Origin of the sequence: Sinorhizobium garamanticum (assembly GCF_029892065.1) — a bacterium.
Lineage (GTDB): Bacteria > Pseudomonadota > Alphaproteobacteria > Rhizobiales > Rhizobiaceae > Sinorhizobium > Sinorhizobium garamanticum.
In genome coordinates, this window is record NZ_CP120374.1 from 297,646 (window position 1) to 311,322 (window position 13,677).

11 protein-coding genes are annotated in these 13,677 nt (G+C 63.2%); all 11 read left to right on the forward strand.

The window, feature by feature from the left end:
• Window positions 1-30 precede the first annotated feature (30 nt).
• Window positions 31-2,274: a glycosyltransferase gene (locus PZN02_RS21345; protein WP_280662673.1), complete on the forward strand. Its 2,244-nt coding sequence runs from the start codon at window positions 31-33 to the stop codon at window positions 2,272-2,274.
• Window positions 2,271-3,113 carry a class I SAM-dependent methyltransferase gene (locus PZN02_RS21350; RefSeq protein WP_280662674.1) on the forward strand — a complete coding sequence of 281 codons (843 nt, stop codon included), beginning with the start codon at window positions 2,271-2,273 and terminating at the stop codon, window positions 3,111-3,113. The genes PZN02_RS21345 and PZN02_RS21350 overlap by 4 nt, the downstream gene beginning before the upstream one ends.
• Window positions 3,110-4,372: a glycosyltransferase family 4 protein gene (locus tag PZN02_RS21355; protein WP_280662675.1), complete on the forward strand. Its 1,263-nt coding sequence runs from the start codon at window positions 3,110-3,112 to the stop codon at window positions 4,370-4,372. Before PZN02_RS21350 ends, PZN02_RS21355 begins: the two co-directional genes overlap by 4 nt.
• Window positions 4,373-4,382: 10 nt before the next feature.
• Entirely contained in the window at window positions 4,383-5,114 is a 732-nt protein-coding gene (locus PZN02_RS21360; RefSeq protein WP_280662676.1) for a hypothetical protein, read from the forward strand.
• Between the two features lie 10 nt (window positions 5,115-5,124).
• Window positions 5,125-7,338: a hypothetical protein gene (locus PZN02_RS21365; RefSeq protein ID WP_280662677.1), complete on the forward strand. Its 2,214-nt coding sequence runs from the start codon at window positions 5,125-5,127 to the stop codon at window positions 7,336-7,338.
• Entirely contained in the window at window positions 7,335-8,654 is a 1,320-nt protein-coding gene (locus PZN02_RS21370) for a glycosyltransferase family 4 protein (RefSeq protein ID WP_280662678.1), read from the forward strand. The genes PZN02_RS21365 and PZN02_RS21370 overlap by 4 nt, the downstream gene beginning before the upstream one ends.
• An 87-nt stretch (window positions 8,655-8,741) precedes the next feature.
• Entirely contained in the window at window positions 8,742-9,716 is a 975-nt protein-coding gene (locus tag PZN02_RS21375; protein ID WP_280662679.1) for an alpha/beta fold hydrolase domain-containing protein, read from the forward strand.
• Window positions 9,717-9,829: 113 nt separating this feature from the next.
• The gene (locus PZN02_RS21385) at window positions 9,830-10,372 is read left to right on the forward strand and encodes a molybdopterin-dependent oxidoreductase (RefSeq protein ID WP_425336372.1); all 543 of its coding nucleotides are present in this window, start codon (window positions 9,830-9,832) and stop codon (window positions 10,370-10,372) included.
• 238 nt (window positions 10,373-10,610) lie between these two features.
• Complete coding sequence (locus tag PZN02_RS21390) at window positions 10,611-10,823, forward strand: hypothetical protein (protein ID WP_280662680.1); 213 nt, start codon at window positions 10,611-10,613, stop codon at window positions 10,821-10,823.
• 148 nt (window positions 10,824-10,971) lie between these two features.
• A complete protein-coding gene (locus PZN02_RS21395; protein WP_280662681.1) occupies window positions 10,972-11,802 on the forward strand; it encodes an N-formylglutamate amidohydrolase in 831 nt (276 codons plus the stop codon).
• Window positions 11,799-13,673 carry a flavohemoglobin expression-modulating QEGLA motif protein gene (locus PZN02_RS21400; protein WP_280662682.1) on the forward strand — a complete coding sequence of 625 codons (1,875 nt, stop codon included), beginning with the start codon at window positions 11,799-11,801 and terminating at the stop codon, window positions 13,671-13,673. Before PZN02_RS21395 ends, PZN02_RS21400 begins: the two co-directional genes overlap by 4 nt.
• Window positions 13,674-13,677 lie beyond the last annotated feature (4 nt).

The window sequence follows — 13,677 nt, forward strand, 5'->3', positions numbered from 1 at the left end:
CCTCCTGCAATCCGTCCAGAGGAGTAGCGTGTGACGTTTGACGACCGTACGAGGGGCGCCAGAGTTGTTTTCGACGACGCGAAGGCCTTTCGGCTCGGCTCCGATGTAGCCGTATTGATCCTTGACGTTCCCGCCAGGCTGCCGTCCGCGGCCAAGTACACACTCGTCATGCCTGAGCAACCGGTCCCGCTAGTCAGCACCACCCTCTCGCTCGCCGCCGGCGGCCATCGCATCCTCTGGGCCATGCGTCCCGGCAAGCAACCAGCCGCGGCGCAGATCTCGATCGAAAGCGGCAGCCTTCAAACGGTTACCCTGCGGCCTATCGGTGAACTGCCCCCCTTCGATGTCGAGACCCTGTTTGCCGATCTTGCGCCGGAGGCTTGCATCAAGTTCCTGAGCAATCTGTTGACGGCTTGGCGAAGCGCGTTCCGACTCTCCAGGGACCCGCTTTTCGTCGGGGTCGTCGAGGACGCGCTTCACGCGCTGACCTCGCGGCCGGGGCCGGCCAAGGCCGCTTGCCCCGTCGCTGAAGGACGATACCTGGTCGAGACCGCCATCGGTGCTGATTTCGGCGAGATCAGTGCCGTCTACGCGCTTACCGCGAATGCCGTCCTGCCACTCGCGTCATGGTCTCGCGTCGGCACCCAGGGGGAGAAGAACCTGCGGCCATGCCACTTGATCGTCGAATGTTCGAGGCTCCCTCAGTCCTTGGTGCTGCAGGGCAAAAGGGGCATCGCGGTCCGGGAGCTGGCCCCCGGCAATCCCCGTTACCCGAGCCTTCAAGCCTGGTGGACCGAACGCGGCCGCGCACCCGAGCTGCGCGAGTTTGTCGTGCGGTCGCTGTCGGGCGCGCCGGAAGGTGGCGCGGCAATGGCCACTGACCTGCAGCTCCGCGCCCCGTTGCCTGCGCGTCAGATCGGCAAATCCCCGATGCATCCCGCCGCCGAGGTCGACCTTGCTCTCGCCCTTTCGGGCGGCCTGCTCGCGGGGGGCTGGTCGCACGATCCCACAGGTATTCTCGCCGGGATCGACTACCTGAAAGAGGACGGCACGGCGGTGCCGCTCGATGGCAACTGGTATGAGTTTCCCGCCTGGGCGCGCGGAGTAAAAGAGGACTCAAGAACGGACGTGACTGGCTTTGTTGCCTGGCTGCCGCTCGATGAGCCATTGGGTACCCTCCTCCAGCCGCGCTTCCAGATGCGGCTCGCCTCCGGCGCAGTGAAGCCGCTCGTGCCGAGGCCGCAGCCCTTCGAGCCCACGGCGCAACGCAATCGCATCCTGCGCGCAGTCCCCCCGCAACACGCCATTGACCAAGCCTTCCGCACAATACTTGCGCCCGCTCTGCAGGATGTGGAACGGCGCCTGGGCAGGACGATAGAGGTCGACTACACGAAGGACTACGGCCTGCCGCGGGAGGCGCCGATCGTCTCGATCGTCGTGCCGCTTTACCGGGTTCTCGATTTCCTCCGCTTCCAGCTCTCCGGCATGGCGACGGATCCTTGGCTCGCGCGCAACGCGGAGATCATCTATGTGCTGGATTCGCCGGAAATCCAGGACGAGACGGAACATCTGCTCGGCGGCTTCCATCTCCTCCACGGCCTGCCGATGAAGCTCGTGGTCATGAACCGCAATGGCGGCTATGCACGGGCCTGCAACGCTGGTGCGCGCTTCGCGCGGGGCACTGTGATCGTGATGCTCAACTCCGACGTCGTGCCCAGGGCAACCGGCTGGTTGCAGGCGCTCATACGGCCACTTATGGAACAGAAGAGGCTCGGCGCCATCGGTCCGAAGCTCATCTTCGAGGACGGTTCGCTGCAGCATGCCGGGCTGTACTTCGCGCGCGACCGGCACGGCGTGTGGCTCAACCACCATTTCCACAAGGGCATGCCGGGCGACTATGCGCCGGCGCAGGTTCCCCGCAGTGTTCCGGGCGTTACCGGCGCATGCCTGGTCACGCGCCGGGATATCTACGAACTCGTTGGCGGATACACCGAGGACTATGTCATCGGCGATTATGAAGACAGTGATCTGTGCCTCAAGATCCGTCGGGGCGGCTACGACATCGGCTATGAGCCAGCGGCGTGCCTTTATCATTTCGAGCGCCGCTCGATCCGCCGCAGCGAGGATTACATGCGCGGCGTAGCCAGCCAATACAATTCATGGCTGCATACCGTGCGCTGGAACGACGACATCGCCGACCTGATGGCTGCCGGCAGCGTCAATGAGACAATCGCGTCCTTCCGCGGCGAAGCAGAAGCAAGGAGTGCCGCATGAGCGAGATCGCGCTGCGTCAAGAGAGCGCGCCGGCAACGGCGCCTGCCACTGAGGATCGGGTTCAGTGGTTACAGGACAGCGTCCTGCGCAACCGCTTCCTGCCGCAACCGGCCCCTGACAGCGTTTTTGTCGGCGATGGCGACTTCAAGGCGGTGGGCGCCGAATTCCTCGGCCACTTCATCCGGATGGGCGGGCTGCAGCCGGAAAGCCGCGTGCTCGACATCGGTTGCGGTATCGGCCGGATGGCGGTTCCGCTCACCCAGTACCTGGACTTCGAGAAGGGACGCTACAGCGGCATCGACCCCGTCGAAGGCGGCATCGCCTGGTGCCGGCGCTTCATCGCTCCCGCCTATCCGAACTTCGCGTTCCAGCGGGTCGACATCGCGCACGACCTCTACAATCCGCAGGGCAAGATCAGCGGTAAGGCACTGAGACTGCCCTATGCCGATCGCCACTTCGATTTCGTCATCATGACATCGATCGTGACTCATCTGCCGCCGGATGAGGTCATCGTCTATCTGAGCGAGATCGGCCGGCTCCTTCGGCCGGGCGGACGCCTGTTCATGACCGCTTTCGTTGTCGACTCCGTTGCCGCGGCGAATGAAACGGGCAGGCGCGATCCACGCCTGGCGTTCCTGCGCGATGGCGACGGCCCCTGTTGGTTCGTCCCCGACTTGCCCCGGCTTGCCGCGGTGGGCTTCGACGACGGTTTCCTCGACGGTGCTCTCGGCCGGGCTGGCCTCACTGCCGTCACAAAGTCACTCGGTTCCTGGCGCGGGCAGGCGGCAGATCACTATCAGGACGTCTTCGTCGCCGAGCAGCGGGGGAGCAACGCTTGAGCATGCGCATTCTCGTTGCCGCCCACAATCATCCGGCACTCCATCCCGGAGGCACCGAGATCTTCGCGCACGACCTGTTCCGCGCCTATCGGCAGGCCGGCTGCGAAACGTTTTTTCTCGGCGCCACGAACCAGATCCATCGCCAGGCACGGCCCGGTACGAGCTTTCAGGGGATCGGCCCCGCAGGCGATGAAGTGTTGTTGTGGTCCGGTCACTTCGACCGGTTCTTCATGAGCCAGATCGATCTCTATGGCGTCGTTCCGGACCTCGAGGAACTGTTGCGCGAATTCCGGCCGGACGTGGTGCACATCCATCATCTGCTCCTGCTCGGAGCAGAGTTCCCGCATATCGTCCGCCGCACATTGCCGGCGTGCCGGATCGTCATGACGCTGCACGACTATTATCCCATCTGTCATCACGACGGGCTGATGGTGCGCACAACCGGCAAGGAACTTTGCCACGTAGCGACCCCCGACCGCTGCCACGCCTGCTTCAAGGACATAGCCCTCGACCGGTTCGTGTTGCGCGAAAGTCATCTGAAGGCCCTGCTTCGCGAGGTGGATCGTTTCGTTGCACCGAGCCGTTTCCTCCGGCAACGCTTCATTGAATGGGGGCTCGAGGAAGATGCGATCAGCGTCATTCCGAACGGATTGCCACATAGAGCCGCGCGCGCCGGCGCGCCTCGGATCAGCGGAGATCGGCCCGTCTTCGGCTACTTCGGCAATCTCAATCCGTGGAAGGGCGTGCCGGTGCTGCTCGAGGCAGCGAGACAGCTCATTGCCGAGGGCGTACAGTTCGAGCTGCGGGTTCACGGCGGTGCCCCCTTCCAGAGCGAGAGTTTCAGGGAAGAGATTGCTCGCCTGTTCGGCGAAACGGCTCCAGTCGTGCAACAGCGCGGACCCTATCGCCGCGAAGACGTCGCCGACCTCATTGCCGCGGTCGACTGCACCATCGTTCCCTCGATCTGGTGGGAGAACGCGCCACTGGTCATCCAGGAGGCGCAGGCTCTCGGCCGGCCGGTGATCGTGAGCAATATCGGCGGCATGGCCGAGATGGTCGAAAACGGCGTCAACGGTCTCACAGTCGCGCCCAACGATCCGCGTTCGCTGGCATCCGCCATGCGTCGCTTCGTGGAGGATCCGACTTTGGGCCAGCGCCTTTCCGCAAACGCCCGCGAGCCCGACGACATTGATACGACCGCGCGACGCTATCTCGAGCTGATCGACGCGATCGAGCCAGTGCGTATCGAAGCGGCATAGGGGAAAATCGATGTCTGTTGTTGCCGAAAAATCAACTGCCGCCCCGGAACAGGACAACGCGAGGCCGATGAGTGGCCGCGTGGACGCGATCGATCAGGGCCGCGTCTTCGGCTGGGCATTCGATCCGGCGACGCCTAATGAGCGGCTCACTATCCGTGTGCTTCTGGATGGCAGTGTAATCGCCGAGGCAGTCGCCGACCGCAACCGGCCCGACCTGAAGCGCAATGGTATCGGCGACGGCAGCCACGCCTTCGAAATCGCGCTGCCGGAGGCGGCAGCCGTGCGTGCGGCCGAGCTCGTCGTGACGGCCCTGGATGGACGAGGCACGGAGCAGAGGCTGCGTGTCCCCCGCCCCGACGAGCAGGCGGCCGAAGCCCTCATTGCTGCACCGTTGACGAAGGTTCTCGACAAGCTCGACGTCCTGATGGCCGCCCAGCGACAATTGCAGGTGTCACAGCGCTCTCTCCTGCGCACCCAGAACGATGAGGGCGGGGAAGCAGAGACACAAGGCTTGACCGCGATCGGCGACGCCGTCGCAAGCCTCCGCTCCGATGTTGCGCAGCGGCTGGACGACCTCGATGTCCACCTCATGCGCCTCGACGGCGTCGTGGCGGCCATGGAGAAGAACCTCGGCGGCCTGCAGAAGCGTTCGAACGCAGAGTTGAAGCCGTTGCTGCTCTTGCTTTTCGTTCTCGTGGGCTTCGCCGCCGGCGCTGCCCTCGCGCTTTTCACGGGCGCGTAAGGGGCTCGATATGGTCGCTGTAGAACAAGCGCTTCCTTCGTCGGCATCGCAGCTTGCCGCCAGGATCATGAGGGGTGGAAGAGTCCTCGCCTGCCCCGTCGACGAGGGATTTCTACTGGTCATCGGTACGGGCGAACCAATGGCCGGAACTTTCTTGGCGGAGATCAATGACGACGTTGCCAGCCGGGTGACCGCCTCCATCGCTGGCTGGCTCCTGGCCTTGCCTTCGAGATCGGCCACGCATGGGTTCGCCGCCCTACTGCAGATGAGAGACACCGATCGTCCCCTCACGACGCTTCGCCTCGGCGAGGCGGAGACGGGCAAGCGATACATCTTCGCCCCGCGGTCAATTCCGGTGGGCGAGGCCGCCGCGCTCCTGGCGGAGCTCGCCGGGGAGCAACTCGGTGGTGTGCTGGATTCGCTGGTCGATGGGCTGATGCAGGGGTCCATCGGGCCGCGAAGGCTCGCCGCGATTATCGCTCTGTTGCAGTCCCGAAAGGGGGGCGACGGTTTCATAGAACTCCTTGGCGAAACCCACGACGGAGTAATTCTCGTCAAGGGATGGGGCCGCGTTATCGAGCCCGGCAACTGCCGCGTAGTGGTGAATGGCAGCAAGCCCGTCGTTTGCGATTGTGGGATTGCCACCTTTCTCCGCCAGGACGTGCCGGCGGGAGGCTCGGGTTTCGTCGGACTAATTTCGACAAAAGAACTGCTCCGGGTCCGTGACATCGAGGGGCTCGTCTATCGCGGGCGTGGTGGCTGGCGGTACGCGCCGGTTCATGAGCACCGCCAGATCGCCGGCCTTTCGGAGACACCCGGGCATATTCGCTCGGTGCTGCTTCAGACCCGCAGCTCGCCGCAGGTTCTCTTGCAACTGCGCTCAGCGGCAAACAGCTTCGAGGGCCGCGAGACACTGTCCGCGCTGCCCGTCCCGGTACGGATGGGAATAGATAGCGCCTTTGAGGCAATCGGGGGTGCTTTCCTGATCTCCGGCTGGCTGCTTGACCCCGAAGCCCACGTCCAAAGCGTCAAGCTCTGTGGCCAGCGCGCAGAAGCGCGGCTCGACGATCGTTGGACCCGGCTCGAGCGCGCCGACGTGACGGACGCCTTTACCGACGAGCCGATGTTCCGGAGCGCATTCGGCCATGGAATCCATTCCCACGGTTTCATCGTCTTTGCGAGCGGCCTCGGTTGGGATGCGGCGACACCCTTGCATCTGGAATTGACGCTCAAGGATTCCCGTCGCGCCTTCATGCCGCTGGCTCCGATCAGCGTTCCGCCCCGCTTGGCCGCACTTCGCCAGATCAGTTCCATCGATCCGGCAAACTGGGGACTCGCGGAAATCGTCGATCGCCAGATCGTTCCCTTTCTCTGTGCATCCGAGGCTTCCGCGCCGCGCGTCGGCACCATCCTTGATGCCGGTCCCTTCGAGCAAGCGGGAGGCCCGCCGATCGTCATAGCCGCCGAGGACTCTGAAGAAGGAGACATGGCCCCCTTCCTCGGGCTCTTGGCGCTCGATCCCGAGACCCGGCGCGCACCCATCGCCCTCGTCCTGACCGCGGAACGCTTTCGGCGGCACGCCGGCCGCATCAGGGACCTGGCGCAATTCTACCGGCTGTCACTCAGGCTCATATCGGCTGCGGAGAGCGGCGATCTCTACGATCTCCTGGAAACAGGAATTCGGGCGATCTCGCATGAGACGGTGGTTCTGCTTGCCGGCTCGCTGTTGCCGAACCGGGTCGGCTGGTACGGCAAGCTCGTCGCTGCCCATGAGGCGAATGGGGGCATCATTTCCCCTACGCTTGCCTATGAGGACCATTCTGTTCGCTGGGCCGGGACCTGGTCGTCTGGACAATCCGAATATCCGGCCGCGGGGCGCTATGCGGGTTACCCGCTGAGCGCGGTCACAGGTCTTAAGTTGACGCAGGTCGCGGCAGCCTCGTTCGAATGCTGCATCATGCCACGCGAAGCCTTCCTCCTCGCCGGCGGCTTTTCCGGCGGCTATCTCGGCTCTCAGCAAAAGGGACTGGACCTTGGCCTGAGGCTCAGCCGCGACGGAATGCCCTCCTACTGGCTGCCATCGGTGCAGATGCTGGGGGCCGATGAGACGCCCGGCGCGGCGGCGGCTCCCCTCGTCGAGCGGATCGACCGCAGAATATTCGCTGCCCGTTGGGCTCCCGCCCCGGAAGGCGAAGGCAATTGGCTCGAAGAGGTCCCCGCATGAGCGATCGTCTCCGCGTTCTCGTTGTTTCGCATGGACATCCGGCGATGTCGCTGGGCGGGGCTGAGATTGCTTCCCACAGCCTTCACAAGGGCCTGAACACGTTGCCGGGGGTTGAATCGATCTATCTGGCGCGCGTCGGCCATCCGGTTCCGCGCCACGGTGCGTCAGCTCTCATGAGCCACCGTCTCGCGCCGGATGAAGTGCTCTTCCACGCCGACGATTACGACCACTTCTTCCTCTCCAACGGCGATACGGATGCAATCCGGCGCGACCTCTTGCGCTTTGTCGGCGATCTTAAGCCCCATGTGGTCCACTTCCATCATCTGATCGGCATGGGAGTGGAGGCCCTCTACGCTCTTCGCGAAGCATTGCCGGAAGCGATTATCGTGGTGACCTTCCACGAGTATCTTTCGATCTGCCACAATCACGGGCAAATGGTGAAGCGACCGTCAGGCCAACTCTGCAGCAAGGCTTCTCCGATCAGCTGCCACGGCTGCTTTCCCGAAATCCCCGTCTCCCGTTTCCTGAAGCGCGAACAGTTCCTGCGCGGCATGCTCGGCCTCGCCGACGCCTTCGTCTCCCCGAGCATGTTCCTCGCCACGCGATATGTCGAATGGGGAATCGACGCGGAGAAACTCTCCGTGATCGAAAATGGGATAGTGGCTGGCGAGCGCGCGCCCGTGCGAGACCTGCCGGTTCAGACCGCCCGGCGAAACCGCTTCGCCTATTTCGGGCAGATGACGCCTTTCAAGGGCGTCGACGTGCTAATCGATGCGGTTTCGCGTGTGCCGCAGGAGATCTGGGGCGAAGATTCCTGCCTGATGATCTTCGGCGGTAACCTTGAACGCCAGCCGACCGAATTCCAGGACCGGGTCAAGAAGCTCATTGACGACGCCGGTCGCAGGGTGCGCTTCTACGGTGCCTATCAGAACGCGGACATGCCGCGGCTCATGCGTTCGGCCGACTGGGTAATGTTGCCTTCGATTTGGTGGGAGAACTCGCCGGTGGTTATCCAGGAGGCCTTGCATCACCGTCGGCCGATCATCTGCTCTGATATCGGCGGCATGGCCGAGAAGGTTCAGGACGGCAGGGATGGGTTGCATTTCCGCGCGGGCAGCGCCCAGGACCTCGCCGACCGGCTTATCGAAGTGCTGGCCGAGCCACAGGTTTGGGATCGACTGCATGCAACCCTGCGGCCGCCGACCAGCCATGTCGACGCGGCTCGCGCCCATGCAGAGCTCTATCGCCGGCTTCTCAGAGAAAAACGGAGCGCGATGGATGGCGGGCACTACGATCCGGTCTCGCTGACCGCCTGAAGCTTTGGGAAGAAGTGCGTCATGTCTCCCGAAGAGTGAAACGATATCGAGTCCGCAGCGTCGTCCAAATGGTCCTGGAGTCTCCACATGCTCATCTATTCCGACGAAAACCTCGAGGTGATACATCGCCCCGGATCGTCGGCGTATCTTCTCGTCACCTTCAATGAAATGGAAATGCAGGCGAACGGCAGTCGCTTCTGGGGTCAGCGGCTCTGCGAGAAAGCGGACATTGCCGCGCTCGGGTTCATCAGCAGGCGGCCGAACTGGTTTCCGGCGGCAAGCGTCGTGAAGGCGGTGAGCGCGGCGGCGCCGATACTTCGCGCAGCGTCGGAGCGCATCCTCTACGGCCATTCACAAGGCGGCTACGCGGCGCTGCGCTACCGGCGACGCTTTGACGCCACCGTCGCCATCGCCTTTTGTCCGCAACTGTCGATAGACCCCAAGGCCGTGCCTTTCGACGGTCGCTTCACGCGTCATTTCGTGCCCGATCTCCATGCCAATATGGGGATTGCAGCCGACCACGCTGCCGGCCGGGCCTATATTTTCTACGACCCCTTCCATGCCGTCGATCGCCGCCACGCCGAGAGGATTGCGACGCTGCAAACGGATACGCGCCTCATCCCCGTGCACATGACGGGACATGGCACCGTACGGGCATTCACCGGATCGGCGCGCGCCCTTTCGCTTATCGAGGCCTGCCGTTCAGACGATGACCCGGGCCTGCGCACCCTCGCCCGCTCCGCCCGGGTCGATGCTCCCATGCGCCCCTATCAAATCGCAGTCACGGCGATCGCCCGCCATCCGGCCTGGGCCGACCGGTTTCAGCAGCGCTTTGAAAGTGGTTTTTCGCCCGTCGAGCGGGTCAACTTCCTCTATCATCGCGCCAACCGCCACATCCGCGACGGCGAGCTCGCGGTTGCACGCGACAAGCTAGCCGAGGTCGTGGCGCTGCAACCGGGCGATCCAGGCTTCGCGCGCCGGCTGCAAGAGCTCGATAGCCGCATGGCTCGCGCGCTCCAGGCTCAGGACCCACAAGTCACCTTGGGTGCGGCAGCTCTTTAGCGGCAAAAAAGAACTTCAGGTCCTGGCTCGATGGAGGACAATTCGCCGGGTCTTCCTGCGATTGGTATCTCAAGGACCTGCCGCTTGAACGGCTGAGCGCCGGCGATGTCCTCATCGCCTATGAACTGAATGGCGCGCCGCTGGCGGCAGAGCATGGCTTTTCGGCGCGGCTCGTGGTGCCGGGTTACTATGGTACGAATAGCGTCAAGTGGCTGTGGAGGCTGCAGCTTGCCGCACGGAGGGCGGACGGGCTTTTCACGACCACTCTTTACAACGACGCGAGCGATGCACGGGACATCGCGGCGGGCCTGCCGCCGCAGCGGCCGGTCTGGGCGCTGGCACCGGAATCAATCATCGTGGCTCCTGCACCCGACGCAGTGGTCGCGCTTCGCGAGTCGGTCGAAATCTGGGGATGGGCTTGGTCGTTCCGCGGCATCGCCAGCGTGCAGGTCAGCACCGATGGAGGGAACACCTACAGGCATGCGACGGTTCAGCCGAGGCGCGGCTGGACCTGGCAGCGCTTTTCGCTGCAGTGGCAGCCGGGCCTTCGGGGCGTCGCACACCTTAGCGCCCGTGCCATCGAGGCTGGCGGCGCGGCGCAACCGGTCGAGGCGGTACGTAACGCAGTCCACACGGTACGCGTCATAGTCGAGTAGTCATACGTTCTGTTCGATATGTGCACGGCGAAGCGCTCTACGCCTGCCCTAAGGCAACCGAGTTCTCGCATCGACGGCCGGAAGCGCGTATAAATATCATAGACTTCGGTTGGACGAGTGCCTCAAGGGCCGAGGGTTTGCATCCGGGAACGTCCGTGCGCCCGGAACGTTTCGGATAGGTAGTATCCGGCGAGGCGCCGCCGAGCCGAGCATCCGGGAACGACGTGGAGTGAGAGTCATGGAACTGACAAACGCTCGCAAATTGGCAGAGGAATACCTGCGCCTCGGCGGTCATCGCCGGGTGGTCATCGACGATAACCAGACCTCGGTCAGAAACTGGGAGCCAGAGCCGGCGGCGGCCGAGGCGTTCTGGAGGAAAAACGTAGAAATACTTGCGCCGGAGAGACAGCGCGAGGTGCAACTCCTGCTGCCTACGATCAATCGCGCATGAGCTAAGGGCCCGACTGATTTCGCACCCAGTGACAGCGTGTACCGCTCGAGCGGACGATTTTTTGCGCCCATGCGCGGAACAGAAAACTTCGTTTTTGAATTGTAGCCCTGTCACCGATACGCGGAATGCGGCTGGCGAAAGCGTTGAGATGAATGGACCGGATTGCCCGAGCAAGGTGTTGAGGGAGTCTCTCGACGACGAATGGTGGACTCAGCATCGTGGTGACTCTCCCATAGTCGCCACGGCCATCCATAACGGCCACGCGGTGCGCGGCGCGGTCGAACGTCTCCTTGCTCTTTCTGCCGCGGAACGGCTGCGCGAGGAGGATCCTTTCACCGAGTTCATCATCCGCGATTTCCCGAATCGGATTGTCGTTCATCGGTCGCGATTTGAGGTCGATATCAATCGCCCCCGTGGCGGTGCGATATACGTGCGGCCGGAGCAGGCCTGGGGCCTCAAGGTTTGGGCCCGCGAGCCCCCGCACGATGTGGTCGAAGCGTCGCTGGCGATGCATGACGAATATTACGCCATGCTGGAAGCGATGCTCACGGGCATTGAGCGCCGCCATGGACGCTTCGTCGTTCTGGACGTCCACAGTTACAACCACAGGCGCGACGGTCCGGAAGCGGAAGCAACGCGAGCGGAAGCGGCGCCGGAGGTCAACATCGGCACATATTCGATGGATCGCGTGAAATGGGCCCTGGTGGTGGACGCTTTCGTCGAGGCCTTGCGCTCCGTTGAATGGCAAGGACGACGGCTCGACGTACGCGAAAACATCGCATTTCAGGGCAGAGGTGAACAAACGCGATTCATCCATGAGCGCTTCCCCGACACGGGCTGTGCGATTGCCGTCGAATTCAAGAAGTTCTTCATGGACGAGTGGACGGGCGAGCCGAACATGGAGGCGCTTGCGGCACTCAGGAAGCTTGTCTCGTCAACGCTGCCGCTGCTTGTGAGCGCGCTGGGAGCGAACCGATGAAACGTTCCGCCGCGCCCTCCCCTAGGGATACCGCAGATACGCCCGAATGGCTCGCCGAGGCGCTGGCCTCCATCAAGGCCGGCAAGGCCGTGCGAAAAGACCTTCCGGACGGCGGACGGCTGCATATCGACCGCGCGCTTCCTTTTCTTTGCCTGCACATCTCCGGCGCCGAAGAAGGTCCGGTCGCCCGTGAGATCGCCCAGGCGAATGCCTCCTACCTCATTGCGCCAGATGCCAACATTGCTGTCTTGGTCATCGGGGCTGTCGGCGCGCTGCTCGAGCGGCGCCTCGGAGCATTCATAGTCCTGGAGATCGGCGAACTCGCGCGCGACGAATTGTTGACCGACGACGCACCATATCTTCCACCCTTCAAGATCGAGGTTGCGGCAAGCCCGGAGGAGCCTGCACGGATTGCCGCAACGGCATTCGCCAATGCCGCCGAGGCGACCGAAGCAAAGTTCCGCACGCCGCGTGTGGAGTTTCGCGAAGCCGATGGGCTGAATGTGCCGTTTCCCTGTCTTCGCGTGCGATTTGCACCGATCTATCGGCAACGTGAGTCCGGCAACATTTATCCGCAGCTTCGCGAACGGCTGATCGCCAGTATCTTCGATGCCGGCCTGCAAGCCTTCGCCGCGTTCGTCAGGGCCACCAAAAGCATGGACATCTCGACGCATCGGGCGCTTGGTAGAAAGGCCTTCATCGACGCCGTGGTCCGCACCGACCGCAGTATCGACGAGGTTGCGTCGACCTTCGATTTCCTGCTCGCGGTGACACCGATCAATGCCGACGCGGCATGGAGCGATTTTGCCGCGAGCGAGTACCGGCGAGCCCCGCGCTTTCTCTATCGGCCGCTGACGCTGGAGGTCGCGGCGGCAAAGAAAAAGCTCTTCTCGATCGCCTTCGACCACCTCGAAGATCCGGTGCTGTACCAGCTCTACCGCGAAAAGCAGCAGGAACTAGACCTTCAGCTGTCGTTGCTTTCGGCCCGGGAAAGCGCAAAGTTCATTGAATTCGGCCGCGCCCTCTATGGTCCCGTCGAACCGGAACTCTTGCGGGCTGCTCGGGATATTCTTGCCCGTACTGACGATGGAGACGCCAATCCAGGTCAAGGGCGCGTCGCGGAGCGCCACGCCGATTGCTATTTCGTCGAGCAACAGGCACGCGCGATGATCGCTGAGTATCGGCGGCGTTACGCCGGCTTCGACGCCACCGTCGAAGTGCGTGATGATCTTCCCTCGGGTCTCCTGGTTTCGGGCAACCGCCTGCTGATCGCACGCAGCACCGCGATGGAAGCCGAACGCGTCGAGCCGATCTTGAGCCACGAGATCGGTGTCCATCTGCTGACCTATTTCAACGGTTCGGCGCAGGGTCTGCGTCTTTTCCGGTCCGGCCTCGCCGGATACGAAGGTATGCAAGAGGGATTGGCAGTCTTTGCGGAGTACCTGACGGGCGGCATGAGCAGCGAGCGACTGCGCCTCATTGCCGCCCGCGTCGTTGCCTGCGCCGCGATGCTAGATGGCGCATCGCTGCCGGAAGCCTATCAACAGCTCGTCAAGGACCATGGGTTCTTGAAGGCTGATGCCTTCAACGTCGTCCTGCGCGTTTATCGCAGTGGGGGTCTCGCCAAGGATGCGATATACCTGCGCGGCCTTCTGCAACTCCTCTCCCATTTGGCCGCCGACGGCGCCTTGGAGCCGTTCTGGATGGGAAAGATCGCCGCTTCGCATTTTGGCGTCATGCAGGAATTGAGTGCCCGCGGACTGCTTGGTGTGCCGGCCGTGCACCCTATATTTCTTGACAATCCGGAAGCACCATCGCGCCTAGCCAAGGCACGCGCGGGAATGTCACCGCTCGACATGATCGAAAGTTAGGAGC

What these genes read in the sequence shown, in the direction of transcription:
- PZN02_RS21360 (WP_280662676.1), top strand. Translation starts at nt 4,383, where the DNA reads ATGTCTGTTGTTGCCGAAAAATCAACTGCCGCCCCGGAACAGGACAAC.
- PZN02_RS21365 (WP_280662677.1), top strand. Translation starts at nt 5,125, where the DNA reads ATGGTCGCTGTAGAACAAGCGCTTCCTTCGTCGGCATCGCAGCTTGCC.
- PZN02_RS21350 (WP_280662674.1), top strand. Translation starts at nt 2,271, where the DNA reads ATGAGCGAGATCGCGCTGCGTCAAGAGAGCGCGCCGGCAACGGCGCCT.
- PZN02_RS21400 (WP_280662682.1), top strand. Translation starts at nt 11,799, where the DNA reads ATGAAACGTTCCGCCGCGCCCTCCCCTAGGGATACCGCAGATACGCCC.
- PZN02_RS21370 (WP_280662678.1), top strand. Translation starts at nt 7,335, where the DNA reads ATGAGCGATCGTCTCCGCGTTCTCGTTGTTTCGCATGGACATCCGGCG.
- PZN02_RS21375 (WP_280662679.1), top strand. Translation starts at nt 8,742, where the DNA reads ATGCTCATCTATTCCGACGAAAACCTCGAGGTGATACATCGCCCCGGA.
- PZN02_RS21395 (WP_280662681.1), top strand. Translation starts at nt 10,972, where the DNA reads ATGAATGGACCGGATTGCCCGAGCAAGGTGTTGAGGGAGTCTCTCGAC.
- PZN02_RS21390 (WP_280662680.1), top strand. Translation starts at nt 10,611, where the DNA reads ATGGAACTGACAAACGCTCGCAAATTGGCAGAGGAATACCTGCGCCTC.